The following is a 26,470-nucleotide window of genomic DNA, read 5'->3' on the forward strand; positions in this document are numbered from 1 at the left end:
GCTAGCCAGCAGGAGCCACGGCGTCCCGCAGCGTGTGGTCGGCGTCCACCCGGGTCAGGACGCGCAGGTGGTGGCGCCGGACGTGGAGGAGGGCCATGCCGGCGAGGCAGCACGCGGCGCCGAGCGCGTACGGGACCGCGACGCCGACCTCCTCGCCCAGCTTGGTGGCGATGAACGGGGCCAGCGCGCCGCCCATCCAGCGCACGAAGTTGTAGCCGGCGGAGGCGACGGGCCTGGGCGCGTCGGAGACCTCCATGGCCGACTCGGTGAAGACGGTGTTGTTCAGGCCTATGGGGATGCCGGACAGGACGGTGAACACGATGATCCCGGCGTGTCCCGACAGCGCGATGCCGATCTGGGACACGGCGAGCAGCGCCAGCGCGAGGTGGAGCACGTTCACCGAGCCGATCTTGCGCTGCAGCGGCGGCGCGGCGAACACCGAGGACAGCGCCACGCAGACGCCCCAGCCGAAGAAGACGGCGCCGATGCCGTAGGGGGACATGTTCAGGATGAACGGCGTGAAGGCCAGCACCGTGAAGAACGCGAAGTTGTAGAAGAGCGCGGTGAAGGCCGTGGTGGACAGCCCGCCGTGCGCGAGCGCCCTGAGGGGGGCGGTGAGGCTGGTCCTGGCCGCCGGCTTGGGCGGCGCCTTGAGCAGGGTGACGATCAGTACGAAGCCGGCGGCCATGAGGGTGGCGGTGCCGAAGAACGGGGCCCGCCAGTTCCAGTCGCCGAGCAGGGCGCCCACCAGGGGGCCGGCGGAGATGCCCAGGCCGAGCGCGGCCTCGTACAGGACGATCGCCGACTCCGCGCCGCCGCTGGCCGCGCCCACGATGACCGCCAGCGCGGTGGCCACGAACAGGGCGTTGCCGAGGCCCCAGCCCGCGCGGAAGCCGACGAGCTCGGCGACGCTGGTGGAGGTGCCGGCGAGCGCGGCGAACACGATCACCAGTGCCAGCCCGGCCAGCAGCGTCCGCTTGCCGCCGATCCGGCTGGAGACCCAGCCGGTGATCAGCATGGCTGCCGCCGTCACCAGGAAGTAGCTGGTGAACAGCAGCGAGACCTGGCTGGGCGTGGCCTTCAGCCCTTGGGCGATGGAGGGGAGGATGGGGTCGACGAGACCGATGCCCATGAAGGCCACGACCGCGGCGAACGCGGTGGCCCAGACGGACATGGGCTGGCGAAGGATTCCGCCGCCGGATTGCATGGTGCTCCTTACCGGGGGTTGCTGCCGAGCTTGGCCAGGACCGGCAGCGCCGCCGCTAGCGCGGCGCGCTCGTCGTCGGTGAGGGCGGCCAGTTCCTGGCTGAGATGGGCGATCCTGGCCCGCCGCACGGCGAGCAGCCGGTCGCGGCCCTCGCCGGTCAGCTCGACCGTCCTGACCCGCGCGTCGGCCGGGTCGGAGCCGCGTGCCACCAGGCCGGCGTCCTCCAGCCGGTTGATCTGCACGGTCATGGTGGGGAGCTGGACGGCGTGCTCCTCGGCCAGCTCGGTCATGCGGCGCGGGCGGTGTTCGAGCGAGCCGAGCACGGCGTACTGCTGGCTGGTGACGGGCTGGCCGGCGACGGTGCGCCGGAGCAGGAGCACCAGATGGCGCAGCACCGTGGAGACCTGCTCGGCCAGGCGGGCGGGATCGTCCCTCATGCTTAGCCGAACTAACTTAGCTTGGCCAATATTCCCGATGAAGAAAGGGCGGCACCCCTTCGCGGGATGCCGCCCTTGCGGAGCTTACGGGCGCTCGGTCTCCCAGCGGACCGTGTCCTCCACCGTCATCTCCTGCGCGGCGCGCAGCGCCGGGTCCAGCGGGCGCAGGTACGTCTGCTGCACCCCCGGCACCCGGTCCTCCACGACGAACGTGGCCCGCGTGTAGACCTCGGCCCCGGGCGTCTGCACCCGCGGCACCACCCTGAAGTCCGCCGTCAGAAGCTCTCGATCGATCTTGGTCAGCACGTAGCCGCGCTGGTTGTTGTAGAACTTCAGATGCGGGTTGATCTTCAGGAACGGATGCGTGGCCGGGTCCGAGTCCACGCCGTCGCCGCCGGTCGAGATCGAGGTGGCCACCAGCTCCGAGCCCACCGAGGGCCCGGTCGGGTCGTCGTAGTCCAGCTTGAGGTCGCTGGCCCAGTGCGCGTGCACGTCGCCGGTCAGCACGACCGCGTTGCGCACCTCGGCGTCCACCCAGCCCTGCGTGATGCGCCGGCGGGAGGCCACGTAGCCGTCCCAGGCGTCTTGGCTGGTGACCTTGGCGGGACCGGCGTTGTTGTCACGCTGGGCGAAGAACACCTGCTGGCCGAGGATGTCCCACTGCGCCCGCGACTTGTGGAAGCCGTCCAGCAGCCACGCCTCCTGCTCCGCCCCCGTGATCGAGCGCGCCGGGTCCACGGAGGCCGGGCAGTCCTTGTACCCGTCGCCACAGCCCTGGTCGTCGCGGTACTGCCGGGTGTCGAGCATGTGGAACGTGGCCAGCCGCCCCCACCGGATGCGCCGGTAGAGCTGCATGTCGATGCCGCGCGGGATGGAGGTGCGGCGCAGCGGCATGTTCTCGTAGTAGGCGCGGAAGGCGGCCTCGCGCCTGGCCAGGAAGTTCGGCTGCGGGACCTCGGGCTTCTCGGGGATCTCGTCGGCCCAGTTGTTGTCGATCTCGTGGTCGTCCCACACCACCAGCCACGGCGCGGCGGCATGCGCCGCCTGCAGGTCGGGGTCGGCCTTGTACTGGGCGTGGCGCTGGCGGTAGTTCGCCAGGGTCTCCGTCTCGGGGCCCTCGTGGTCGCGGACGTTGCCGCCGGGGATGTTGTAGGTGTCCTTGGTGTACTCGTACTGGTAGTCGCCCAGGTGCAGGACTAGGTCCGGGTGCTCCTCGGCCAGCCTGCGGTACGAGGTGAAGTAGCCGTGCTCGTACTGGGCGCACGAGACGAACGCCATGGCCAGCGGGCTGCCGTACGAGAGGGGGTGCGGGGCGGTGCGGGCGCGCCCGACCGGCGAGACGTACTTGCCCACGCGGAAGCGGTACCAGTAGTCGCGGTCGGAGCTGAGCCGGTCGACCTCGACGTGCACGCTGTGGCCCCATTCAGGAGTGGCCACGCTGACGCCGGACCGGACGACGCGGCGGCACTGCTCGTCGGCGTACACCTGCCACTGCACCGGGAACGGCCGCTGCGGCATGCCGCCGAACCCATCCTCGGCGAGCGGCTGCTGGGCGAGCCTGGTCCACAGGACGAAGCCCTCGTGGTCGGGGTCTCCGGAGGCGACACCGAGGGTGAAGGGGTCGGTGCTCAGATCGCGGGAGGCGGTGGCGTGCGCGGCGGTGGCGGGGATGGTGACGGCGGCGCCTGCGGCTAACCCCGTGACGAGGAAGTGCCGGCGGTTCAGCTTGCCCATGTTGCTCCTGTGACGCTCGAGGGTGAGGGGGATGACAGGTAGCTTTGCTGAAGATCATGACCGTTCGATGAACATCACACAACACGAAAAAGGCGACATCCTTCGTGGATGTCGCCTCTTCCGGCAATTTTCACCGTCGCTCTGTGATGCTGCACCCCTGCCTGCCGTAAGGCAGGCCCCACTACCTGCGGCGAGCCGCGGAACGCGTCCCGCCGCATGTGATCATGTCACGTGGACAGGCCGGGTGACCTGCAACGACGCGCCGGTTACCAGCCGCGCTCTGCCAGCCGGTGCGGCTGCGGGATCTCGTCGACGTTGATGCCGACCATGGCCTCGCCCAGGCCGCGCGAGACCTTGGCGATGACGTCGGGGTCGTCGTAGAAGGTGGTGGCCTTGACGATGGCCGCGGCGCGCTTGGCCGGGTCGCCCGACTTGAAGATGCCCGAGCCCACGAACACGCCCTCGGCACCGAGCTGCATCATCATCGCCGCGTCCGCCGGGGTGGCGATGCCGCCCGCGGTGAACAGCACGACCGGCAGCTTGCCGGTCTTGGCGACCTCCACGACCAGCTCGTACGGGGCCTGCAGCTCCTTGGCGGCGACGTACAGCTCGTCCTCGGGCAGCGAGGTGAGGCGCTTGATCTCGGCGCGGATCGTCCGCATGTGGGTGACGGCGTTGGAGACGTCGCCGGTGCCCGCCTCGCCCTTGGAGCGGATCATCGCCGCGCCCTCGGTGATGCGGCGCATGGCCTCGCCCAGGTTGGTGGCCCCGCACACGAACGGCACGGTGAACTGCCACTTGTCGATGTGGTTGGCGTAGTCGGCGGGGGTCAGCACCTCCGACTCGTCCACATAGTCCACACCGAGCGCCTGCAGGACCTTGGCCTCGACGAAGTGGCCGATGCGGGCCTTGGCCATCACGGGGATCGACACGGCGTTGATGATGCCGTCGATCATGTCGGGGTCGCTCATCCGGGACACGCCGCCCTGCGCGCGGATGTCGGCGGGCACACGCTCGAGGGCCATCACGGCGACCGCGCCGGCGTCCTCAGCGATCTTGGCCTGCTCAGGGGTGACGACGTCCATGATGACGCCGCCCTTGAGCATCTCGGCCATGCCACGCTTGACACGGGCGGTTCCGGTGACGGGGGTGCTTTCAGGCGTGCTGGTGGACACGGTCATCCTCACGGCTCTCACGGCTGGTCGGTAAGTTATCAACCCCATGGTAGGTCCTGAAGGACCCCACCCCCGACATGCCAAGATGTCAGGATTTATCGCCTTACTTGGACGTGTTGTCCGACAAGAGCGACCTAGGGGATGACAGGCTTGCGGCTGGCGAGCGCCACCCAGACCTGGCCGGGCGCGAAGTTCATCGGCTCGCCGCTCTCGGTGGTGAACGTCGTGCCGTCCTCTTCTGATTCCCGCTCCCAGTTCGCCTTGTACGCCTTGCCGTCGCGCAGCACGATCGCCTTGCCCTTGCCCGTGCTGTGCACGAGCGGCGTGTAGCTGTCGTTCTTGTCGTGGAACTGCGAGCGCTCGGTCTTGGTGTACTGGATGACGATCGTGGGCGCGCCGAGCTGGCCGCCCTCCGCCGCCATGTCCTTCTTGCCGTCCTGCCAGATCAGCCACTGCTTCTTCGCCTCCGACCAGGCGAAGGTGAAGCGCGCCGCGGGCCACTTGACCGTGTACGCCTTCTTGTCCACGCCGCCCTCGGCCGGGGCGTCGCCGAAGGTGAAGCCGATGTCCTTGGCCTTGCTCGCCTTGGGCGCCTTGGCCAGGAGCTGCTTGGTGTTGGCGAACAGGTTGTAGGGGGCGAGGCGGCCGGGCTGGCGGAAGAACGCGCCAGGGTTGCGCGTGTCACCCACGTCGAACAGCGACGCCTCGGCCACGAACGGCAGCATCTTGGTCTGCACGCCCGAGTAGGCGAAGGCCGGCTTGCCGAACTGCGGCGTGATGTGCAGGTCGGAGATGCGGGCGCTGCGGACGGGACCCACCTTGGCGGGCAGCTTGGAAGAGAAGATCGCCATGAGCCTGGTCAGACCCGCCTCGACCTGCTCGATGTAGACGATGTCCGCGCTCTTCAGCCCGAGCTGCGGCTTGCCTGCCGCGGTGTTCTCGATCTTCACCGCCAGCACCGGCTTCAGCGCGTCGTACGGCTGGCCGGTGAAGGGGTGCCCCTTGACCGGCTCCGTGGGCTCCTCGCTGGGCGCCACCGTCGCGGCCTGGGGCGCCTTGCCCGGCGCCGGCTCGTCCGAGGAGCAGGCCGCTACGGGCAGCAGCACGGCCGCGCCGGCCAGTGTGACCGTGATCATCCGGGGTAGCCGCACGTGCAACACTCCTTGCTTCAGCCCAGAAAACGGGATGAAGCTTACTGGCTTCCTCAAATCAGGTCATTCAGTTGCCATAGTCGCCGGCGGATTGTCATCAATCTCGAAGAATTGCGGATATTCCGTATGCCCCGCCAGGCGCAGGGTCCTGGCGAGCCAGCGCCGCTGTGCCGTACGGGTGACCGCCACCGCGTTGTTGTAGAAGCGGCGCGAGTAGACCACCTTGGCCACGGCGGTGTCGAGCTCCTCCAGCAGGTCGCCGCCGCCGGGCGACTCCGACAGCTTCTCCCTGAACCGCTCCTGGTCCACGGCGGCGCGCAGGGCCCGCGACAGGTCGCTCTCGGCGTGCTCGCGCTCCTCGGGCCCCGCCGTCCTGGCCTCGTGCGCGGCGGCGGCCAGCACCAGGGAGGTGGCGGGGTCGAGCAGGCGCGATCCGGCCAGCTCCAGCACCACCGCCCTGCGCCGCATCAGCGCGGCGTCCAGCGACTCCTGGGCCAGCTCGAGCCGGATGTGCAGGCGGTCGAGCCGGCCCGCGCGCCAGGAGATGTAGACGGCCGTGAGCACCACGACGATGCCCACGATCAGCACGATCATGGTCGAGGTCAACGGTCATCCTCCGCGTGCCCGGCAGCGCATCCCAGCGTCACAGGTCTTCCTCCACGCGCCCGGCGCCGCTCGTGGTGACCGTCTCGTAGACGCGTACGACGTCCCGCGCCACCGTGGACCAGTCGTACTTCCGCACCGCCACCAGCGCCTCGGCGGCCAGCTTGGCCCGGCGCTCCGGCGCGTCGAGCAGCGCGGCGGCCTCCCGCGCCAGCGAGGCCGCCTGTCCGTTGGCGAACAGCGCGCCCGCCTGCCCGTCGCCGAGCACCTTGCGGAAGGCCGGGATGTCGCTGGCCAGCACCGTCGCCCCGGACGCCATGGCCTCGGCCAGCACGATGCCGAAGCTCTCACCTCGCGTGTTGGGCGCGCAGAAGACGTCGACCGAGTGGTAGGCCCGGATCTTGTCGGCCTCGCTCACCATGCCCAGCACGGTCACCCGGTCATGGAACGCCTTGGGCACCCGCTCGTACACGTCCTTGGCGTCGCCCGGCCCGGCGATCAGCAGCTTCAGCCCGGGCCGCTCGGCGGCCAGCGTCTTGAACGCGTCGAGCAGGATCGGCAGCCCCTTGCGCTCCTCGTCCATCCGGCCAAGGAAGCCGATCGTGGCGCCGTCGGGCCCCCAGCCGTCGAGGGGCTCGGCCTCGGTGTAGCGGGAGACGGTGACGCCGTTCGGGATCAGCACGGCGTCGCCGCCGAACTGCTCGACCAGGCTCTTGCGGGCCGCGTCGGAGACCGCGATGCGGCCCATCAGCTTCTCCAGCGCGCTGCGCAGCAGCGGCTCGGCCACCGCGATGGCCCGCGAGCGCGTGAACGACGCGTGGAACGTGGCCACGATCGGCCCCCTGGCCGCCCAGCAGGCCAGCACCCCCAAGCTCGGGATCAGCGGCTCATGGATGTGCAGCACGTCGAACTCCCCCGTGCGCACCCACCGCCGCACCCGCGCGGCCGACAGGAAGCCGAACGACATCCTGGCCACGGACCCGTTGTACGGCACCGGCACCGCCCGGCCCGCGCCCGTCACGTAGGCGGGCAGCTCGTCGTCGTCGGCCGCCGGCGCGATCACCGACACGTCGTGTCCCTGCGCCATCAGCGCCTGGGCCAGGTCGTCGATGTGCTGTTTGACCCCGCCCGGCATGTCCCACGAATAGGGGCACACGATGCCGACTCTCATCGCGGGAGGTCTTCCAGCCAGAGCCGCTGCAACATGTGCCAGTCCTCCGGATGCTCGGAGATGCCCTTCTCGAAGACGTCGGCCAGCGCCTGGGCCACCGCCGCGACCTTCTCCTGCCTGGTGCCCTCGGCCGGGACCGGGATCTCCTCGTGGATGTGGATGCCCCAGTCGTCGCCCACGTTGTAGACGACGGCCGGGAGCAGCGCGGCGCCCGTCTGCACCGCCAGCAGCGGCGGCCCGGCGGGCACTTTCGTGGCCGCGCCGAAGAAGCGCACCTCGATGCCGCCCTTGGTCAGGTCGCGCTCGGCGGGCAGGCACACCACGCCGCCCTTGCGCACCCGGATGGCCAGCTTGGCGAAGTTGTGCCCGTCGCCGCCGGTGAGCGGCAGCACCTCCATGCCGAGCCCCTCGCGGAAGGCCACGTACCGGCGGAACAGCGACTCCGGCTTGAGCCGCTCGGCCACGGTCGCGAACGGATGGCCCACGCCCACCAGCCACGCGCCGGCCTGGTCCCAGTTGCCCATGTGCGGCAGCGCCAGCACCACGCCCCTGCCTGCCGCCACGTTGGAGTGGACGTGCTCGGCGCCGATGACGTGGCTGCGGCGCACGATCTCCTCGACGCTCATCGACGGCAGCCGGAAGATCTCGTGGAAGTAGCGGAAGTACGAGCGCATGCCCGCCCTGCTGAGCTCGCGCAGCTCGCGGCTGCCCGCCTCGAGCCCGGTCACCCTGGCCAGGTTGGACTCCAGCCGCCGTACGGACTTGCCCCGCCTGCTCCAGACCCGGTCGGCCAGGAAGCGGAAGACGGCGGCCGTCGGGCGCTCGGGCAGCAGCGGCACGAGCTTCCAGCCGGCCGCGAAGCCCGCGGCCACGACGCGATCGGCGAAAGACGCGTTATCGCTCATCTCTCCTCGTCTGCTGGTAGACCGCCATCACACGCTGCACCACGGTGATCACGCTGGCCGCCGCGAGCAGCCACATCCCCGCAGGCAGGACGTAGGGCACGCCGAGCCCCGAGAAACAGGCCGCGACCAGCGCCACGACCAGCCGCTCCGGCCGCTCGGCCAGCCCCACGTCGGCCGTCAGCCCGAGCCCCTCCGCCCTGGCCTTGGCGTACGACACCAGGGTGCCCGCGATCAGGCACACCAGCGTCACCGCGGCCATCAGCGTGTCATGCCTGGAGATGAAGTAGAGGATCAGCCCGGCGAAGATGGCCGCGTCGGCCACCCGGTCGAGCGTCGAGTCGAGGAACGCCCCCCAGGTGGAGCCGCCCTTCCCGCCGAGCCGGGCCACCACGCCGTCGAGCAGGTCGAACAGCACGAAGACGGTGATCACGAGGGCGCCCCAGGTGAGCTGTCCCATGGGGAAGAAGAGCAGGGCTGACACCACCGTGCCGAGGGTGCCGATCGCCGTGACGGCGTTCGGGCCGATCCCGCGGCCGACGAGGGCTCTGCCCAGCGGGGTGAGTATCCGGGTCATGGCCGGGCGCAGGAGTTTGAGCATCGCCGTCCGATCGTAGGCCATTGAACGCCTGACAACTTTCTTTGCCCCGCCCCCCTTGTGATATCCGCCACACGGGTATTTGGTGAACACACCGCGTCCATGCGGTTTCTGACACCTTCCGCGCGGGTGCGGTCACGGACTGTCGCCTGCCTGAGTGAGCGGAGGAGCGTAGCGACCAGCGATGAGGGAAGGCGGAGGGTCCCGGCGACTGAGCCAGCCTCATGAAGTGAGGCCAATGAACACAGGAGGCCAAGGTGGCAGAACGGAACCCAGGCGGCGCCGCGGGAGCCGCGGGCAGGGCACCCGCGGCCGACAGGGCGGATGCGATACGCAATGTCGTGCTGGTCGGCCACTCAGGAGCGGGTAAGACAACCCTCGTCGAGCAGCTGCTGGCCGCGACGGGCACCATCCAGCGCCCGGGACGCGTGGAGGACGGCAACACCGTCAGCGACTTCGACGAGGTCGAGGTGCGGCAGCAGCGGTCGGTCAACCTCGCCGTGGCACCGCTGGTGTACAACGGCATCAAGGTCAACCTGATCGACACTCCCGGTTACGCCGACTTCGTGGGCGACCTGCGCGCCGGGCTGCGCGCGGCGGACGCCGCGCTGTTCGTGGTGTCGGCCTCCGACGGGATCGACGGGCTCACGCAGATGTTGTGGGAGGAGTGCGCCCAGGTCGGCATGCCGCGGGCGGTGGTGATCACCAAGATCGACCATCAGCGGGCCGACTTCGACGAGGTGCTCGCCACCTGCCAGGACGTCTTCGGCGACGGGGTCGCGCCGCTCTACCTCCCGGTGATCACCAACGGCAACGTCAACGGGCTGATCGGGCTGCTGTCCGAGAAGTTCTACAACTACGCCACGGGCACGCGTACGGAGAAGGAGCCCGGCGCGGAGTACGCGGCGCAGATCGAGGAGCGCCGCGGCGATCTGATCGAGGGGATCATCCAGGAGAGCGAGGACGAATCGCTCATGGAGCGATACCTCGGCGGCGAGCACCTCGACACCAAGATCCTCGTGACGGACCTGGAGAAGGCCGTCGCGCGCGGGAGCTTCTACCCGGTGCTGTGCAGCGGGCTCGGCGTCGGCGCGGAGGAGCTGCTGGAGATCGTGACGCAGGGCTTCCCGTCGCCGCTCGAGCACCCCATGCCGGAGATCACCGACCTGTCGGGCAAGCCGATCAAGTACATCACGTGCGACCCGGACGGCCCGCTCGTGGCCGAGGTCGTCAAGACCACCAGCGACCCGTACGTGGGCCGCATCAGCCTCGTACGCGTCTTCTCCGGCACGCTGCGCCCCGACATGACCGTGCACGTGTCCGGCCACGGCCTGGCCGACCGCGGGCACGAGGACCACGACGTGGACGAGCGCATCGGCGCGCTGACCTGCCCCCTGGGCAAGCAGCAGCGCCCGGCGGCCAAGGGCGTCGCGGGCGACATCGTGGCGGTGGCCAAGCTGTCGCGCGCCGAGACGGGCGACACGCTGTCCGACGCCGACCATCCGCTGCTGATGACCTCATGGGCCATGCCGGACCCGCTGCTGCCGGTGGCGATCAGGGCCAAGTCGAAGGCCGACGAGGACAAGTTGTCGCAGGCCCTCGGCAGGCTGGTGGCCGAGGACCCGACGCTGCGCCTGGAGAACAACGCCGAGACCAAGCAGCTCGTGCTGTGGTGCATGGGTGAGGCCCACACCGACGTGCTGCTCGACCGCCTGTCCAAGCGCTACGGCGTCGAGGTGGAGCGGGTGGAGCTGCGGGTGCCGCTGCGCGAGACGTTCGGCGGCAAGTGCCAGGCGATGGGCCGCAACGTCAAGCAGACCGGCGGCCACGGCCAGTACGCGATCTGCCACCTCGAGGTCGAGCCGCTGCCGTCGGGCGCCGGGTTCGAGTTCGTGGACAAGATCGTCGGCGGCGTGGTGCCGCGGCAGTTCATCCCGTCGGTGGAGAAGGGCGTGCGGGCCCAGATGGAGCGGGGTGTCGTGGCCGGCTACCCGATGGTGGACGTGCGCGTCACCCTGTACGACGGCAAGGCCCACTCGGTCGACTCCTCCGACATGGCCTTCCAGATCGCCGGGCAGCTCGCGCTCAAGGAGGCGGCGTCGAAGGTGCCGACGCTGCTGCTGGAGCCGGTGGACGAGCTGTCGGTGCTGGTGGCCGACGACTATGTCGGGTCGGTGATGTCCGACCTGTCGTCGCGGCGCGGGCGGGTGATCGGCACCGAGCCCGTCGGCACCGGACGCACGCTGGTCAAGGCCGAGGTGCCCGAGCTGGAGATAACGCGGTACGCCATCGATCTGCGATCCATGTCACACGGCACCGGGACGTTCCAGCGGACCTTCCTGCGCTACGAGCCGCTGCCGCCGAACCTCGCGAACAAGGTGGCTTCGGGCATGCAGTAAGGCGGGCGAGCCGGGAGGGCATTGTTCCCTCCCGGCCCGGCCATGTCCTTTTGTCACATTGACATCACGAGTCGATTTCAATTTTTCGTCCCGAGCATGCCGGAGCAGCTGCCACACTGAATGGCATTATGCGAACTGGACGCCCACTCCTAGCCGCTGCCGCTCTCGCGGTCGTCACGACCGCCGCCGCCTACGTCTTCGGCCCCGGTGCCGGCGAGAGCCCCGCAGCGAGCGAGAAGAAGACGGCCATCGCCGCCGGCCCCGTCGCGGCCTGCAAGGCCGACGCCCGCTATCCCAAACGCCAGCTGCGCGGGCTGTGGATCGCCACGACCACGAACCTCGACTGGCCCTCCAAGGCCGGGCTCTCGCCCGACCGGCAGCGGGCCGAGTACGTGAAGATCCTGGACGCCGCCGCCAAGCGCAACTTCAACGCGGTCTTCGTCCAGGTGCGGCCCGCCTCCGACGCGCTCTACAAGTCGTCGCTGGAGCCGTGGACGCAGTACCTGACGGGCAAGGCGGGCAAGGACCCCGGGTGGGATCCGATGCCGTTCCTCATCGACGAGGCGCACAAGCGGGGCATGGAGTTCCACGCCTGGTTCAACCCGTACCGCGCCTCCTACGGCGCCGACACCGCCAAGCTGCCCGCCGGCCACCCGGCGCGCCGGCACCCGGACTGGACGGTCAAGTACGGCGGCCGCCTCTACTACAACCCCGGTCTGCCCGCCGTGCGCGACCACGTGACCAAGGTCGTCACCGACGTGGTGTCCCGGTACGACGTGGACGGGGTGCATTTCGACGACTACTTCTACCCGTACCCGGAGGCGGGGCAGACCTTCGACGACTCGGCGGCGTTCGCCAAGCACGGCGACGGCAAGAAGCTCGCCGCCTGGCGGCGCGACAACGTCAACACGCTCGTCGCCCAGGTGGACAAGGCCGTCCACGCCACCAAGGACTACGTCAAGTTCGGGATCAGCCCCTTCGGCATCTGGCGCAACAAGTCGAACGACTCAAGCGGCTCCGACACTTCGGGCATGTCCGCGTACGACTCGATTTATGCGGACGCGCGCGCCTGGATCAAGTCGGGCACCGTCGACTACGTCCTGCCCCAGCTCTACTGGCCGCGCGGCCACAAGCTGGCCGACTACAACACCCTGGCGGCCTGGTGGGCCGACGAGGTCAAGGGCACGGACGTGCAGCTGTACATCGGCCAGGGGCTCTACCGGGTGGGGGCCAAGGACGACCGCGCCTGGACGAAGCCGGGCGAACTGGCCGCCGAAGTGGGCGTGAACCGCGATCACAAGCAGATCAAGGGTGAGGTCTACTTCAGCGCCAAGAACCTGCTCGCGAACCCCCTCGGCGCGGTGGACCGCGTCGCCAAGGCCCACTACGCCCGTCCCGCCCTGCTGCCCCTGATGAAGGACCGCGGCGGCGCGGCGCCGGCTCCGCCCGTCGGCGTGCAGGCCACCCGCCCCGCCGGGGCGAAGGCCGCCGGCTCCCAGCTGTCGTGGACGCCTTCCCAGGGGGCCCGGGCGTACGCGGTGTACCAGGTGCCGAAGTCGGGCAAGGACTGCCACGGCACGGACGCCCGCAACCTCGTGGCCGTCGTCACCAGCCCGTCGTTCGCGGCCACGTCGGAGGGGACCTACCTCGTCACGGCGCTGGACCGGCTGCAGCACGAGAGCAAGGCGGTCAAGGTGAAGGTGGAGGGCGTCTGACGCGGTGACGGCGGCGGGGCCCGAGCCCCGCAGAGCCGCCGAGACCGGCCCGTACACCGCCCCGCCGCCCCGCTGCCGAAGCGAGCCGGCCCCGTCGCACGAGTGAAACGGTGCACGTGATACATGCGCCGCATGAGAGGGTAGTCGGGGTCTGGTGGCGCCGGAACATGACCTTGCTCCGCCGTGCCACGGAACAATCGATCGCGGGAGGTCATCGGGGTGAGGCGCGCGCTAGTCGTACTGGCCGTGCTGATCGGTCAAGTACTGGTCGGTCAAGGGCTGTTCACCGGACCGGCCCAAGCCAGACAGGATGCCGCGAGCCGGGTGGCGCTCATCGGCGTGTCCGGCTTGCACTGGAACGACATCACCCAGGCCGACACCCCCAACCTGTGGGAGCTGGCCAGGTCGAGCGCGATCGGCTCGCTGTCCATCCGCACCGTCGGCAGCGTGACCTGCCCCTACGACGGGTGGCTGACCGTGTCGGCGGGCACCAGGTCGGCGGCCGGCTACTGGTGCGGCGCGCCCCCCAGGCCCGAGCAGCAGGGCGCGGGCGCGGTCATCCCCGACTACCGCTACCTCATCGACGTCGCCCGGCAGCGCAACGCGGGCACCCTGGGCGAGTCGCTGAAGGCGGCCGGGCAGTGCTCGATCGCGATCGGCCCCGGCGCCGCGCTGGCGCTGGCCGACCGGCAGGGCGCGGTCCAGCGGTACCACCCGTCCCCGCTGCAGGTGGGCACCGCGGACCTCCAGCAGTGCCGGATGATCGCCATGGATGTGGACGATCTGGTGCTCCCCTACCTGACCAGCGGCAAGCTGCCCAAGGTGCCCGACGCGCTAGGCCCCGCCGAGCGCCGTGAGGCGCTGCGGATGGCCGACGCCAAGGCGGGCGCGCTGCTGTCGGTCCTGCCCGCCGACACGACGGTGCTGCTCGCGGGCCTGTCCGACCACGGCTCCGTACCCCACCTGCGGGTGGCCGCGCTGCGTGAGCCCGGCGCGCAAGGGCATCTGCTCGGCGCGGCCTCCACCCGCCGCGAGGACATCTCGATCCTGCCCGACCTGACCTCCACCGTGCTGACCAAGCTCGGCGTGCCGGTCCCGAGCACCGTGGTCGGCGTGCCGCTGCAGGTCGGCGGTCCTGGCGCGACGTTCGAACGGCTCCAGCGGGCCGACGCCACCGCGCAGGCCATCCGTTCGGTCAAGGGCATCTACTTCACGGTCGTCGCCGTGCTGCAGGTGCTGTTCTACCTGATCGCGTTCCTGCTGCTGCGCCGCCGCAAGGGCCTGGCACCGATCCGTTACGCGGCCGTCGCCCTGGCCTCCCTGCCCGTCTCCAGCTACCTGGTCAACCTGCTGCCATGGTCGAGCCTGCCGCAGCTGGTCGCCGGGGTGCTCGGGTGGGCGGCGGCCATCACGGTGGTGGCGTTCGCGGGGCCGTGGCGGCGCAGACCGCTCGGCCCGCTCGCGGTGGTGGCCGGGGTCACCGCGCTGACACTGGCGGGCGACCTGCTGACCGGCACGACGTTGCAGCTCAACAGCGTGATGGGGTACAGCGCCGACGTCGGCGCCCGCTACTACGGGCTGGGCAACATCCCGTTCGCGCTCCTCGCCACCGGCACCCTCCTCGCCACCACGGCCATCGCGCACCGGTGGCCCGGCAAGGTGGGGCTGGCCGCGATCGTGGTCCTGGGGGCGTTCGCGATGATCCTCGGCGGATCCGGGATGGGCAGCGACTTCGGCGGCGTGATCGCGTTCGTGCCCGGCATCGCGGTGACCGCGCTGATCCTGTCGGGCAAGCGGGTCTCGCTGGTGAAGCTGGGCGCGTTCCTCGTGGCCGGCGGGGTGATCGTGATGACGTTCGCGTGGATCAACTACCTGAAGCCGGCGGACGAGCAGACGCACCTGGGCAGGTTCGTGGGGCAGGTGCTGAGCGGGGAGGCGTTCGACGTCATCCTGCGCAAGCTGCAGGCCATGCTGGCCACCCTGCTCAGCCCCAACCTGATGCCGATCGTGATCGCCGCCGCCGCGTTCCTCGTGTACGCCATCCTGCGGCCCGAGCAGGCGTCGGCCGGGGTGGTGCCGGCCGCTTTCGAGCACTCCCCCGCGCTACGTGCCGGGCTGATCGGCACGCTGGTCAGCGGCGTGGTGGGCATGCTCGTCAACGACTCGGGCGCGGCCGTGCTGTCCATGGCGCTGGCACTCGCCGTGCCGCTCCTGCTGGCCACCGGCATCGGCGCGCTGCCGCGGGAGCGCGAGCAGGTCGCCGACGCCGTCACCGACTTAACGCCCGCGACGAAGTGACGCCACCTCCGGGCTGACGCCGCCAATGGGCTGCCCCCTCCCCAGCGACGGCGGCGGCGCTCGGGGCCCAGGGCCGCTCAAGCTTCGCAGGCGCTTGGGGCGTAGGGCCGCCCAAGCTTCGCAGGCATGGCGACGTAGCGGGTCGCCCGGGCGGCGCGGCGATGCCGTGGCGGCTCGGGATCAGTCCCAGGCGTCGGCGAGCAGCTGGCGGGTGTCGCGGAGCAGCTGCGGCAGGACCTTGGTCTGGGCGACGACCGGCATGAAGTTCGTGTCGCCGCCCCACCTCGGCACCACGTGCTGGTGCAGGTGCGCGGCGATGCCCGCGCCGGCGACGTGGCCGAGGTTCATGCCGACGTTGAAGCCCTGCGCCCCGCTCGCCTTGCGCAGCGCACGCAGCGACTTCTGCGTGAACTCCCCCAGCTCGACCAGCTCGGCCGCCACCAGCTCGTCGTAGTCGGACACGTGCCGGTAGGGGACCACCATCAGGTGGCCGGAGTTGTACGGGTAGAGGTTGAGCACGGCGTAGACCGTCTCGCCCCTGGCGACGATCAGGCCGTCCTCGTCGCTCATCTTGGGGATCGCGTCGAACGGGCAGCCGTCGTCGGGGCCGTTGCCCGTCGGTTTGTTCTCGCCCTTGATGTAGGCCATGCGATGCGGGGTCCACAGACGCTGGAAGTTGTCGGGGGCCCCTGCCCCTCCTGCCTGATCGTGCATAACTAGCAGCATAGGACCACGGACAAACGGGGGGACCTTCCGGCACAATCCCAAGCACCGTCTACAGGAGGCCGCGATGAGCGACGCTTTAGCCGAGCACCACGCCCCACCGACCGCACAACCCGACCCCGACGCCCCGGACCCGACCGCCGACCTCGCCCCGGATCCGGCCGCCGGGCTCTCCTTGGACCCGGCCGATGGCCTCGCCCCGGACCCGGCCGATGGCCTCACGCCGGACCCGGTCACCGGCACTGGGTCGGACCCCGCCCCGGCGCACTCCGAAGCCCCGTCCTTCGGCGCCGTCGTGAAGGGCCGGATCAAGGTGGCCGACGAGGTGGTCGAGAAGGTCGCCGCGCTCGCGGCCCTCGAGGTGGCCGGGGTCGCCGACCTGGGTGGCGATCTGGCGCGGGCCTTCGAGTCCGTACGCGACCGCATCGGCATCGGCTCCCGGCGCGCCAACCAGGGCGTCAGCGCGCAGATCCAGGACCGGCAGGTGGCGGTGAGCGTGACCATCGTGGTGGAGTACGGCCACGTGGTGCTGGAGGTCGCCTCTGAGGTCAAGACGAACGTGGCCAGGAACGTCAGCCACATGCTCGGGATGCGGGTCGCGGAGGTCAACGTGACGGTCGACGACGTCCGCCTCCCCGGCGAGCCCCGGCCACCCTTCCGCGACGCCCCCGACGACGAGGACCTGCCCGCCACCCCCTGACCGGGACCGGCCCCGCGCCGGGGACCCTCCCATGCCCTGGAGGACGCCCCTAGGGTGGGGCCATGACGGATCAACTCGAGCCCATGCCCACCGACTGGCAGCGCGCGCTGGCCATCGTCGCCCACCCCGACGACCTCGAGTACGGCTGCGCGGCGGCCGTGGCGACCTGGACCGACGAGGGCCGCGAGGTCGTGTACGTGATGGCCACCAGGGGCGAGGCAGGCATCGACACGCTGTCGCCGGCCGAGGCCGGGCCGTTGCGGGAGCGGGAGGAGTGGGCCAGCGCGGCCGTCGTCGGGGTGACGAACGTGGAGTTCCTCGACCACGCCGACGGCGTCATCGAGTACGGCACCGCGCTCAGGAAGGACATCGCCGCCGCCATCCGCAGGCACCGGCCCGAGCTGGTGATCACCCTCAACCCGGACGACACCTGGGGCGGAACGTACTGGAACACGCCGGACCACCGCGCCGTGGGCCGGGCCGTGCTGGACGCGGCCGGGGACGCCGGAAATAGGTGGATATTTCCGGACACGGACGCCAAGCCCTGGAACGGCGTCCGCTGGGTCGCCGTGGCGGGCACCGACTCCCCCACCCACGCCGTGGACGTCACCGACGGCTTGGAGCGCGGCGTGCGCTCGCTCACGGAGCACCGCGCCTACATCGAGGCGCTCACCGACGAGGACCCCGAGTCGTACGCCCGCAACCTGATCGAGGGCTTCGCCCACCAGGAGGCCAAGCGCTTCGGCGGCCGCCCCGCCATTACATTCCGCCTATTTCCCCGATAGCTCCCCAAGGCGGCATATTTCGGCATTTGGGTGCTGATCGACTTCATCATGATCCTGGTCGGTAAGTTCACCGACAGGCAGGGCCAGCCGCTGGCCAAGTAAGCCAGACAGGAAAAGAACGGCGGAGCCACTGGCTCCGCCGTTCTTCATAAAAGAGGTCAGACCTGGACGCGGCGCTCCACAGCGCTGACGATCTCGGAAATGGCCTCGTCGACCGGCACGCCGTTCTTCTGCTCCCCGTTCCGGAAGCGGAACGAGACGGCGCCGTTGGCGATGTCGTCGTCGCCCGCCAGCAGCATGAACGGGACCTTCGACTTCTGCGCGTTACGGATCTTCTTCTGCATCCGGTCGTCGGAGGCGTCGACCTCGATCCGGATGCCGCGCTCGCGCAGCTTCTTGGCCACATCCTGCAGGTAAGGCACGTGCGCGTCGGCGATCGGGATGCCCGTCACCTGCACCGGCGCCAGCCAGGGCGGGAAGGCGCCCGCGTAGTGCTCGGTGAGCACGCCGAGGAACCGCTCGACCGAGCCGAACAGCGCCCGGTGGATCATGACCGGCGTCTGCCGGCTGCCGTCCGCCGCCTGGTATTCGAGGCCGAAGCGCTTGGGCTGGTTGAGGTCGAGCTGGATGGTGGACAGCTGCCAGGTGCGCCCGATCGCGTCCTTGGCCTGCACGGAGATCTTCGGCCCGTAGAACGCCGCGCCGCCCGGGTCGTCGACCAGCTCCAGCCCCGACTCGGTGGCCACCTGGTGCAGCGCCCGGGTGGCCTCGTCCCACTCTGCCGGGTCGCCGATGAACTTGTCGGACTCGTCGCGGGTGGACAGCTCGAGGTAGAAGTCCTCCAGGCCGAAGTCACGCAGCACGCTGAGGACGAACCTCAGCAGCGACTTGATCTCATCGGCCATCTGCTCGCGGGTGGTGTAGATGTGCGCGTCGTCCTGCGTCATGCCGCGCACCCGGGTCAGCCCGTGCACCACACCGGACTTCTCGTAGCGGTAGACCGAGCCGAACTCGCACAGCCGCAGCGGCAGCTCACGGTAGGACCGCCCGCGCGCCCTGAAGATCAGGTTGTGCATCGGGCAGTTCATCGGCTTGACCCGGTATTCGATGCCCTCCAGCTCGAAGGCCGGGAACATGTCGTCGGCATACCAGGGCAGATGCCCCGAGGTCTCGAACAGCGACGACTTGGTGATGTGCGGCGTGTTGACGAACTCGTAGCCCGCCTCGGCCTGCCGCCGCCGCATGTAGTCTTCCATCTCCTTGCGGATGATCCCGCCCTTGGGATGGAAGATCGGCAGGCCGCTGCCCAGCTCCGGCGGGAAGCTGAACAGGTCGAGCTCCACGCCCAGCTTGCGGTGGTCGCGCTTTTCGGCCTCCTCCAGCAGCTTCAGGTATTCGTCCTGCTTGTCGCGGGACTCCCAGGCGGTGCCGTAGATGCGCTGGAGCTGCGGGTTCTTCTCGCTGCCTCGCCAGTAGGCGCCGCCCGAGCGCATGAGCTTGAACGCCGGGATCGACCTGGTGGACGGCACGTGCGGGCCGCGGCACAGGTCCTTCCACTGCAGCTCGCCGGACTTGGGGTCGAGGTTGTCGTAGATGGTGAGCTGCCCGGCCCCCACCTCGACCGACTCCTCGTCGGCGGCGCCGCCCTTGAGCCCGATCAACTCCAGCTTGTACGGCTCCGCGGCCAGCTCCTCGCGCGCCTCGTCGTCGGACACGGGCCGGCGGGAGAACAGCTGCCCCTGCTTGACGATCTCCCGCATGCGCTTCTCGATGCGCTTGAGATCGTCGGGGTGAAACGCCTGGGCGACGTCGAAGTCGTAGTAGAACCCGTTTTCCACGGGCGGCCCGATGCCCAGCTTGGCCTCGGGGAACAGCTCCTGCACCGCCTGCGCCATGACGTGGGCGGTGGAGTGGCGGACGATGGCCCTGCCGTCCTCGCTGGAGATGTCGACCGGCTCGACCGCGTCGCCCTCGGACAGCGGGTGGGCCAGGTCGCGCAGCTCGCCGTTGACCCTGGCCGCGATGACCGTGCGGCCGTCGGCTTCGAGCGCCTCGCCGGCCGTCGTGCCGGCCGCCACCACACGCTCGGCTCCGGCGAGGGTGATGCGTAGCTCGGCTGACACGGTGACTCCCTTTGATCGCGCCCCGGCGCTCGACACCGGAGCTGCTTCGTTGGTGAACACCGATGCTATCGCGGGTGAAACCCCAGCTTTGTCAGCTCCTGCCTGGTCCCGTGGAAGACGTTGCGGTCGAGCGGGCTGTGGGAGTACTGGTGGATCGTCCAGTCTCGCCAGGGCCGCGGCGTTATGGGCCGGGCGCGCGGCCGATCGGGAGCGGCGATCCACAGCGGCTATTCGCCCAGGCCCGCGCAGTGCCCTTCGCGCGCGAACGCCTGGAAGGTGTGGACGAAGGGCCGTACGCCGCCGTGCCGCTCGATGTGGTGGCACCACCTGCTCCACGGGATCGCCCTTGGGCCTGGCGAAGTGGTAGGCGCCGCAGACGAGCCAGCTCTCGCGCATGCCGACACATCTATGCCGTGGAGCACACGGTTCACCCCGCCGAAGCTAGCCCTTCGCCGCGCCGATCAAAAGGTTCCGCGTGCGCTCTCTGCCCGCGAACACGGAGCCCACGAAGTCGGTCACACCGGCCTGCCGCAGCTGGTCGATCTTGGCCAGCACGGTGTCCTCGTCGCCGACGATGGCGACGTCGCCCGGGGTGGCCGCGCCTTCCTTGTCGAGCATCGCACGATAGGAGGGGAGCTGTCCGTACACCGCGAAGATCTCGTTCGCGCGGTCGACGGCGGCGGCCGGGTCGTCGGTGACGCAGATGGGCAGCGCGCAGACGATCCTGGGCGCCTCGCGGCCCGCCTCGGCGGCCGCCGCGTTGATGGTGGGCGCGATGTGCTCGGCGACCGTCCTGGGGCCGGTCATCCACAGGACGGTGCCGTCGGCCACGGCGCCCGCCAGCTTGAGCATGCGCGGGCCGAGGGCGGCGATCAGCACGGGGAAGCCGGCGCCCGGCGTGGTGAGCTGCAGGTCGGCCTTGAGCGTCTCGCCCTCGTACGTGACGTGCTCGCCCCTGCTGAGCGGGCGCAGGATGTCGAGGTACTCCTTCATGTGCCGGTAGGGGCGCTCGAAGCTGTAGCCGTACATGCCCTCGATGACCAGCTGGTGTGACAGGCCGATGCCGAGCGCGAGGCGCCCGCCGAGGGCGGCGTTGGCGGTCATGGCCTGCTGGGCCAGGGCGGCCGGATGGCGTGGATAGGTCGGCACGACGGCGGTGCCGAGCTCGATGCCGGGCACCTGGCTGCCGGCGACGGCCAGGGCGGTGAGGGCGTCGAGGCCGAAGATGTTGGAGAGCCAGGCGGAGGTGAAGCCGTCCGCCGCCGCCTGGGCGATCTGGTCGCGCAAGCCGCCGATCAGGTCGGGCCCTTTCTGCTCGGCCAGGTAATATCCGAATCGCATAACAGAACTCCGTTCTAGTGACTGACGCGACTGTACCTCCCCACGTCGACGTGCGGTCATCCGCCAGGCCGGGCCGGATTTGTAAAGTGGCCTCTATGACGCACGAACGCGCAGGACAGCCCGCTCAGCCCGCCGACCTCGTCGACGTCGCCAGGCTCGTGACGTCTTATTACGCCCTGCATCCCGATCCCGGCGACGCGGGGCAGCGGGTGGCGTTCGGCACGTCGGGGCACCGCGGGTCGTCGCTGAAGACGGCGTTCAACGAGGACCACATCCTGGCGACCAGTCAGGCCATCTGCGACTACCGGCGGTCGATGGGCACCGACGGGCCGCTGTTCCTCGGCATCGACACTCATGCGCTCTCCGAGCCCGCGCGGGTGTCGGCGCTGGAGGTGCTCGCGGCCAACGGGGTCGAGGTGCTGATCGACACGCGCGACGGCTACACGCCGACGCCTGCCGTCTCGCACGCCATCCTGCGGCACAACCAGGGGCGCACCACGGGCCTCGCGGACGGCGTCGTGATCACGCCGTCGCACAACCCGCCCGGTGACGGCGGGTTCAAGTACAACCCGCCGCACGGAGGTCCCGCCGACACCGACGCGACCACGTGGATCCAGGACCGGGCCAACCGGCTGCTGGCGAGCGGGCTGGAGAGCGTGCTGCGGGTCTCGTACGCCAAGGCCCTGGACGTGGTGGGGCGTTACGACTTCCTCGGCATGTACGTGGACGACCTGCCGTCCGTGCTGGACATCGACGCGATCCGGGCGGCCGGGGTGCGGATCGGGGCCGATCCGCTGGGCGGGGCCAGTGTGGCGTACTGGGGGGAGATCGCCGAGCGACACCGGCTCGATCTGACCGTGGTCAACCCGCTGGTGGATCCGACGTGGCGGTTCATGACGCTCGACTGGGACGGCAAGATCCGGATGGACTGCTCGTCGCCGTACGCGATGGCTTCCCTTATCGCCAACCGGGATAAATACGATATTTCCACCGGAAACGACGCCGATGCCGACCGGCACGGCGTCGTCACCCCCGACGGCGGCCTCCTGAACCCCAACCACTACCTCGCCGTCGCCATCTCCTACCTCTACACGCACCGCGACGGCTGGCCCGCCGACGCCGGGGTGGGCAAGACCATGGTCAGCAGCCAGATCATCGACCGGGTCGCGTCCTCGTTGGGGCGGCGGCTCTATGAGGTTCCTGTGGGCTTCAAGTGGTTCGTCCCGGGGCTGCTGGACGGGTCGCTGGGCTTCGGGGGCGAGGAGAGCGCGGGGGCGTCGTTCCTGCGGCGGGACGGGTCCGTCTGGTCCACCGACAAGGACGGCATCATCCTGGCGCTGCTCGCCTCGGAGATCCTGGCCGTCACCGGCAAGTCGCCGAGCGCGCACTATCGCGAGCTGGTCGAGCGGTTCGGGGAGCCCGCGTACGCCCGGGTGGACGCCCCGGCGACGCGCGAGGAGAAGGCGGTGCTCGCGAAGCTGTCGGCCAAGCAGGTGACGGCGTCGTCGCTGGCCGGCGAGCCGATCACGGCCGTGCAGACCTCGGCGCCCGGCAACGGGGCGGAGCTCGGCGGGGTGAAGGTCTCGACGGAGAGCGCCTGGTTCGCCGCGCGGCCTTCTGGGACGGAGGACGTCTACAAGATCTACGCCGAGTCGTTCCGCGGCCCCGACCATCTGGCCAAGGTCCAGGAAGAGGCCCGCTCCCTGGTCTCCGCCTCCCTGGGCTGACCGCGCCCGCCGTCCCGCGCCTCGGCGACGTGCCCCCGTGAGGGCCGCGCACACGCGGCGTCCGCGAGGGCGAGGAGCCGTAGCGCGCCGCACACGCCGAGCGGGGGTTCAGCCTGGGGTCAGCTCGGCGGCGGTGGCGGTGGGCATCCCGGTGCGGCCGAGGTCGGCGCGGCGGCCGGCCGCCACTCCGTCCCGGTAGCCCGTACCGCTGGTCCGGGGCACGCTCACCCGGATGTCCGGGTAGCGGGCCGCCACCACCCGCTCCACCTCGGCCCGCCGGTCGGCCAGCACCAGCGCGGCTCCCGTGCTGACCTCCTCGGCCCGGGACTCCGCCGCGCACAACAACCGGTACACCTCGTCCGTGAACCCCAGCAACCACGACCGCCGGTACGCCCGCACGGAGGTCACTTCGCCGGGCACCCGCACGCGCGCCAGCCCGGTCGCCATCTGCAGCAGCAGCGACGTGGCGAGCAGGTCGGCCCGCTCCAGGTCGGCGGCGAACCCGAACACGTGCACCCGCTGGCCGCCCGCCTCCCCGCGCCCGATGAGCAGGGGACGGCACCGCACCGCCTGCGCCACCAGGCTCACCAGGCGGGCCTTCTCCCTGGCCCACGGGTTGGGCAGGGTGACGATCCGGTCGCCGGGCGTCTGCCTCGTGCCCGCCGCGGGGAGCGAGTCGATGCCGTGCTTGGCCATCAGCGCCGACGCGGCCGCCATGAACGTCGCGCGCTCGTGCTCGTTGTCCGTGCGTTCGGCCTTGGCCAGGAGTTTCCTGACGCGTTCGAGCGTGCGCTCCCGCAAGCGTGCTCCCCCTACGACTTGGTCAGCACCCTCCCGTCGTCCGCGATGGCGGGGAAGGCGCCCGTGTCGACGATGCCGTGCTGCTGGAACAGCGCCTCGATGAGGGCGTGTGCCTGCGGCTCGAGCTTCCACAGGGCACGATACTCGCGGGCCGTGGCCAGCGAGATGCCGATCTCCTGGGCGATGTCCACCGTACGCGGCACGATGCCCTTGGCGATCTGGCGGTCCCAGTACGCGCGCGCCTTCCGCATCAGCGCCGCCCGCTGGGCGGTGTCGACGACGTGCGGGGTGGTGTCGAGCACCTCGATGTCCTCGTCCTCCTCCTCGACGAGCTCGGCCAGGGCGGGCGGCAGCGCCGGGCGGGCGGGCACCGGGTTCTGCTCGGGCTCGGGCTCCCACGGCACGCGCGGGTCGGCGTCGATGAGGGCGGTGGTGTTGTACAGGGCGGCGATCTGGGCCAGGAGCGCCTCCTGGCGGGCCTGGTCGACGGCCAGCCCGGTGTGCTCGACGGCCTGGTCCATGGCCTTGTCGAGCTTGGCCAGCGCGGCGCGCATCTTGCGGTCGGAGGCCCCCGCCTCGCGCAGCGCCTTGGCCCGCTTGGCGGCCAGCGCGACGCGGGTCAGCCTGCGGTGGGCGTCGACCTCGCTCGCCGTACGGTCGCTGACCTCGGCCAGGCCCATCCTGACCAGCAGCCGCTCGGGCGTCAGGCGCCAGTTGATGCGGCCGGTGCCGCGGATGCGGTGGCGTTCGATGGCCATGCCGCGCTCCCACAGCCAGGCGGCCACCAGCGGCGCGGCCAGCCTGAACACCGCCTCGGGCAGGCTGCGCGCGTCCATGCTGGACAGCACGGCGGTCAGACAGGTCAGTGCCCACACGGCGATGCCGTCGATCCCGGCGGAGAAGTTCTCGCGCATGTTGCGGCGGGCGCGTACCGCGCTCGTGATGATCGCGACCTCGATGAACGCGAACAGCAGCAGCCTCAGCGGCCCGTCCAGGCCCAGCACGTCCCCGGAGAAGCGCCACATGCCCTGCGCGGACACACCGGTGGCGATGGACGCGGCCACGATGGTCAGCACGTCCTCAATGGGACGACGGGCGACGTATCGGGCGAACAACCAGGTGGTGGCGCGCCAGGCGACCCTGATCACCAGGAACGCCAGCGCCAGCCCCGCCAGGCTCAGCAGCGCGATGACAGCGGTGGCGAGCGGCTTCTCGGTGACGAAGGCTGCTATTTCCTCAAATGTCGGCATCAGTCACTATCCGTGAGGGCTCAAACTCCGGCTCTATGCGACGAGATCATCGCAGAATGTCGCCACCTTGTACGCCAAACGACATCTGCTGCCCCATTTTGCCCCTGTTTCACTGCTGTTCCGGCCTGGGCGGACGGGTGTATCAGGCGCTCGTGCTCCGCCGTCCAACGCGACACAGGGTGGGTGGCGGGAGGGATAGAGGCGTGGAACGCGGCCCCGGGGAGCCGCACCGCCCCCGCACACCCGCCATCGGAGCGAGCCGTCGCCCGGCGAGCCGGCCACGGTCCTGGCCGGCCACGGCGGATAGAGCGACCCACTGCCATGGAGTACACATCCGCAAGGTGGGGTGGAAATTCGTCCTTTCGGAGGGCAACATCCGCCGTTCCTGATGGGACCATCTACGCAGGGATTTATCCCGACATGGTGTGATGTATCCCAGCAGGACGGATATCGATGTCAGACAATGAGTTCCCCCTCGTCCAGTTCATGCGTGACGGATTCGACCCCGTGGGCGAGCTCGCACGCATCCGGACCGAGCAGCCGGTCTTCCCCATGGAGATCCCTGGCGGCCAGACCGTGTTCCTCATCACCCGCTGGGAAGACGTTCGGAGCGTCCTGGGCGACCACGAGCGCTTCAGCAACGACTTCGCCGGGGTGATCGGCCTGGGCTCCAACCAGGAGGACCCGGGCGGCCTGGGGTTCCGCGACCCGCCCGAGCACACGCGGCTGCGCAAGTACCTGACCCCCGAGTTCACCATGCGCCGCCTGCGCAGGCTGGAGCCGCGCATCGAGGCGATGGTCGAGGAGTGCCTCGACCGCATCGAGGCCAAGGGCTCCCCGGTGGACCTGTTCGAGGAGTTCGCGCTGCCGATCCCGTCGCTGGTGGTCTGCGAGCTGCTCGGCGTCCCGTACGACGAGCGCGCCGGCTTCGTGAAGATCAGCAAGGACCGGTTCGACTTCACCGCCGGTCCGGAGGCGTCGCTGCAGGCGATCAACGACGCCATGACGTACCTGACCGACCTGGTCGCGAGGGAGCGGCAGAACCCGGGCGAGGGGCTGCTCGGGCAGCTGCTGCGCGAGCACGGTGACGAGCTCGACGACCGTACGCTGGCCAGCATGGCCGACGGGCTGCTGACCGGCGGTCACGACACCAGCACCAGCATGCTCGCCCTCGGCACCCTGTGGCTGCTGCGCAACCCCGAGGAGGCCGCCAAGGTCCGCGAGGTCGACGGGTACATCAACGACGTCGTCGAGGAGCTGCTGCGCTACATGACGGTCGTCCAGGTGGCCTTCCCGCGCTTCGCCCGCGACGACCTCGAGCTGCACGGCGTGCCGATCAAGAAGGGCGAGATGGTGCTCTGCTCGCTCACCGGCGCCAACCGCGACCCCGCCCTGGGCGAGGACATGGACCAGGTACGGCCCGGCAGGGAGACGGCGGGCTCGCACATGGCCTTCGGCCACGGCATCCACCGCTGCATCGGCGCGCCGCTCGCGCAGATGGAGATGCGCATCGCCTTCCCCGCCCTGCTGCGCCGCTTTCCGGGGCTGCGCGTCGCGGGCGAGGTGCCGTTCAGGGAACTCGCCATCGTCTACGGAGTCAAAGAGCTACCCGTCGCCTGGTAGAGAGGTT

At 70.2% G+C, this 26,470-nt stretch carries 21 protein-coding genes; 7 read left to right on the forward strand and 14 right to left on the reverse strand.

Annotation, left to right across the window (positions count from 1 at the left end; all coding sequences use genetic code 11):
* Position 1 precedes the first annotated feature (1 nt).
* From ACIBVN_RS23460 to pgsA, 9 genes are all read right to left on the reverse strand, one after another.
* Entirely contained in the window at positions 2-1,207 is a 1,206-nt protein-coding gene (locus tag ACIBVN_RS23460) for an MFS transporter (protein ID WP_397139605.1), read from the reverse strand.
* A gap of 8 nt (positions 1,208-1,215) precedes the next feature.
* The gene (locus tag ACIBVN_RS23465) at positions 1,216-1,644 is read right to left on the reverse strand and encodes a MarR family winged helix-turn-helix transcriptional regulator (protein ID WP_397139607.1); all 429 of its coding nucleotides are present in this window, start codon (positions 1,642-1,644) and stop codon (positions 1,216-1,218) included.
* A gap of 84 nt (positions 1,645-1,728) precedes the next feature.
* The gene (locus ACIBVN_RS23470) at positions 1,729-3,378 is read right to left on the reverse strand and encodes an alkaline phosphatase D family protein (protein WP_397139609.1); all 1,650 of its coding nucleotides are present in this window, start codon (positions 3,376-3,378) and stop codon (positions 1,729-1,731) included.
* A gap of 266 nt (positions 3,379-3,644) precedes the next feature.
* Positions 3,645-4,559 (reverse strand): pyridoxal 5'-phosphate synthase lyase subunit PdxS, encoded by a 915-nt coding sequence (gene pdxS / locus ACIBVN_RS23475; protein ID WP_349451196.1) that lies wholly within the window; start codon positions 4,557-4,559, stop codon positions 3,645-3,647.
* 128 nt (positions 4,560-4,687) lie between these two features.
* Positions 4,688-5,704 (reverse strand): DUF3048 domain-containing protein, encoded by a 1,017-nt coding sequence (locus ACIBVN_RS23480; RefSeq protein WP_397139611.1) that lies wholly within the window; start codon positions 5,702-5,704, stop codon positions 4,688-4,690.
* A gap of 63 nt (positions 5,705-5,767) precedes the next feature.
* Positions 5,768-6,310, reverse strand: a complete 543-nt coding sequence (locus tag ACIBVN_RS23485) for a hypothetical protein (protein ID WP_349451078.1) — start codon at positions 6,308-6,310, stop codon at positions 5,768-5,770.
* A 37-nt stretch (positions 6,311-6,347) separates the two neighbouring features.
* Positions 6,348-7,478 (reverse strand): glycosyltransferase family 4 protein, encoded by a 1,131-nt coding sequence (locus tag ACIBVN_RS23490; protein WP_397139613.1) that lies wholly within the window; start codon positions 7,476-7,478, stop codon positions 6,348-6,350.
* A complete protein-coding gene (locus ACIBVN_RS23495; RefSeq protein WP_397139615.1) occupies positions 7,475-8,383 on the reverse strand; it encodes a phosphatidylinositol mannoside acyltransferase in 909 nt (302 codons plus the stop codon). Before ACIBVN_RS23495 ends, ACIBVN_RS23490 begins: the two co-directional genes overlap by 4 nt.
* On the reverse strand, positions 8,373-9,002 hold the full coding sequence (gene pgsA / locus ACIBVN_RS23500) for a phosphatidylinositol phosphate synthase (RefSeq protein ID WP_397139617.1): 630 nt from the start codon (positions 9,000-9,002) through the stop codon (positions 8,373-8,375). Before pgsA ends, ACIBVN_RS23495 begins: the two co-directional genes overlap by 11 nt.
* 233 nt (positions 9,003-9,235) lie before the next feature.
* Between pgsA and ACIBVN_RS23505 the strand changes: the two genes are divergently transcribed.
* From ACIBVN_RS23505 to ACIBVN_RS23515, 3 genes are all read left to right on the forward strand, one after another.
* Complete coding sequence (locus tag ACIBVN_RS23505; protein WP_397139619.1) at positions 9,236-11,377, forward strand: elongation factor G-like protein EF-G2; 2,142 nt, start codon at positions 9,236-9,238, stop codon at positions 11,375-11,377.
* A 128-nt stretch (positions 11,378-11,505) separates the two neighbouring features.
* Positions 11,506-13,092: a glycoside hydrolase family 10 protein gene (locus ACIBVN_RS23510; RefSeq protein ID WP_397139621.1), complete on the forward strand. Its 1,587-nt coding sequence runs from the start codon at positions 11,506-11,508 to the stop codon at positions 13,090-13,092.
* Between the two features lie 219 nt (positions 13,093-13,311).
* Complete coding sequence (locus ACIBVN_RS23515; protein ID WP_397139623.1) at positions 13,312-15,390, forward strand: hypothetical protein; 2,079 nt, start codon at positions 13,312-13,314, stop codon at positions 15,388-15,390.
* Between the two features lie 180 nt (positions 15,391-15,570).
* Here the strand turns inward: ACIBVN_RS23515 and ACIBVN_RS23520 are convergent, their stop codons facing one another.
* Positions 15,571-16,104, reverse strand: a complete 534-nt coding sequence (locus ACIBVN_RS23520; RefSeq protein ID WP_397139625.1) for an HIT family protein — start codon at positions 16,102-16,104, stop codon at positions 15,571-15,573.
* 76 nt (positions 16,105-16,180) lie between these two features.
* On the opposite strand from ACIBVN_RS23520, the gene ACIBVN_RS23525 reads away from it, so the two are divergent.
* Positions 16,181-16,813 (forward strand): Asp23/Gls24 family envelope stress response protein, encoded by a 633-nt coding sequence (locus ACIBVN_RS23525; protein WP_397139627.1) that lies wholly within the window; start codon positions 16,181-16,183, stop codon positions 16,811-16,813.
* 62 nt (positions 16,814-16,875) lie between these two features.
* Positions 16,876-17,598 carry a PIG-L deacetylase family protein gene (locus ACIBVN_RS23530; RefSeq protein ID WP_397139629.1) on the forward strand — a complete coding sequence of 241 codons (723 nt, stop codon included), beginning with the start codon at positions 16,876-16,878 and terminating at the stop codon, positions 17,596-17,598.
* Between the two features lie 158 nt (positions 17,599-17,756).
* Here the strand turns inward: ACIBVN_RS23530 and thrS are convergent, their stop codons facing one another.
* Positions 17,757-19,721 (reverse strand): threonine--tRNA ligase, encoded by a 1,965-nt coding sequence (thrS, locus tag ACIBVN_RS23535; RefSeq protein WP_397139631.1) that lies wholly within the window; start codon positions 19,719-19,721, stop codon positions 17,757-17,759.
* A 441-nt stretch (positions 19,722-20,162) separates the two neighbouring features.
* Positions 20,163-21,062 carry an LLM class F420-dependent oxidoreductase gene (locus tag ACIBVN_RS23540; RefSeq protein ID WP_397139633.1) on the reverse strand — a complete coding sequence of 300 codons (900 nt, stop codon included), beginning with the start codon at positions 21,060-21,062 and terminating at the stop codon, positions 20,163-20,165.
* A gap of 95 nt (positions 21,063-21,157) precedes the next feature.
* On the opposite strand from ACIBVN_RS23540, the gene pgm reads away from it, so the two are divergent.
* Positions 21,158-22,789, forward strand: a complete 1,632-nt coding sequence (pgm, locus tag ACIBVN_RS23545) for a phosphoglucomutase (alpha-D-glucose-1,6-bisphosphate-dependent) (protein ID WP_397139635.1) — start codon at positions 21,158-21,160, stop codon at positions 22,787-22,789.
* A gap of 108 nt (positions 22,790-22,897) precedes the next feature.
* Here pgm and ACIBVN_RS23550 read toward each other — a convergent pair whose 3' ends face one another.
* Positions 22,898-23,590, reverse strand: coding sequence for a DUF2786 domain-containing protein (locus ACIBVN_RS23550; RefSeq protein WP_397139637.1), 693 nt, complete (start codon positions 23,588-23,590; stop codon positions 22,898-22,900).
* Positions 23,591-23,601: 11 nt separating this feature from the next.
* Positions 23,602-24,840, reverse strand: a complete 1,239-nt coding sequence (locus tag ACIBVN_RS23555; RefSeq protein ID WP_349451064.1) for a hypothetical protein — start codon at positions 24,838-24,840, stop codon at positions 23,602-23,604.
* A gap of 453 nt (positions 24,841-25,293) precedes the next feature.
* On the opposite strand from ACIBVN_RS23555, the gene ACIBVN_RS23560 reads away from it, so the two are divergent.
* Positions 25,294-26,463, forward strand: a complete 1,170-nt coding sequence (locus ACIBVN_RS23560; RefSeq protein ID WP_397139639.1) for a cytochrome P450 — start codon at positions 25,294-25,296, stop codon at positions 26,461-26,463.
* Positions 26,464-26,470 lie beyond the last annotated feature (7 nt).

This window comes from Nonomuraea sp. NPDC049400, assembly GCF_044466425.1.
Classification (GTDB): Bacteria; Actinomycetota; Actinomycetes; order Streptosporangiales; family Streptosporangiaceae; genus Nonomuraea.

Coding starts and splice junctions, on each gene's coding strand:
- ACIBVN_RS23510 (WP_397139621.1), top strand. CDS start 11,506: ATGCGAACTGGACGCCCACTCCTAGCCGCTGCCGCTCTCGCGGTCGTC.
- ACIBVN_RS23525 (WP_397139627.1), top strand. CDS start 16,181: ATGAGCGACGCTTTAGCCGAGCACCACGCCCCACCGACCGCACAACCC.
- ACIBVN_RS23530 (WP_397139629.1), top strand. CDS start 16,876: ATGACGGATCAACTCGAGCCCATGCCCACCGACTGGCAGCGCGCGCTG.
- ACIBVN_RS23465 (WP_397139607.1), bottom strand. CDS start 1,644: ATGAGGGACGATCCCGCCCGCCTGGCCGAGCAGGTCTCCACGGTGCTG.
- pgm (WP_397139635.1), top strand. CDS start 21,158: ATGACGCACGAACGCGCAGGACAGCCCGCTCAGCCCGCCGACCTCGTC.
- ACIBVN_RS23520 (WP_397139625.1), bottom strand. CDS start 16,104: ATGCACGATCAGGCAGGAGGGGCAGGGGCCCCCGACAACTTCCAGCGT.
- ACIBVN_RS23490 (WP_397139613.1), bottom strand. CDS start 7,478: ATGAGAGTCGGCATCGTGTGCCCCTATTCGTGGGACATGCCGGGCGGG.
- ACIBVN_RS23460 (WP_397139605.1), bottom strand. CDS start 1,207: ATGCAATCCGGCGGCGGAATCCTTCGCCAGCCCATGTCCGTCTGGGCC.
- ACIBVN_RS23560 (WP_397139639.1), top strand. CDS start 25,294: ATGTCAGACAATGAGTTCCCCCTCGTCCAGTTCATGCGTGACGGATTC.
- ACIBVN_RS23555 (WP_349451064.1), bottom strand. CDS start 24,840: ATGCCGACATTTGAGGAAATAGCAGCCTTCGTCACCGAGAAGCCGCTC.
- ACIBVN_RS23540 (WP_397139633.1), bottom strand. CDS start 21,062: ATGCGATTCGGATATTACCTGGCCGAGCAGAAAGGGCCCGACCTGATC.
- ACIBVN_RS23470 (WP_397139609.1), bottom strand. CDS start 3,378: ATGGGCAAGCTGAACCGCCGGCACTTCCTCGTCACGGGGTTAGCCGCA.
- ACIBVN_RS23495 (WP_397139615.1), bottom strand. CDS start 8,383: ATGAGCGATAACGCGTCTTTCGCCGATCGCGTCGTGGCCGCGGGCTTC.
- pdxS (WP_349451196.1), bottom strand. CDS start 4,559: ATGACCGTGTCCACCAGCACGCCTGAAAGCACCCCCGTCACCGGAACC.
- pgsA (WP_397139617.1), bottom strand. CDS start 9,002: ATGGCCTACGATCGGACGGCGATGCTCAAACTCCTGCGCCCGGCCATG.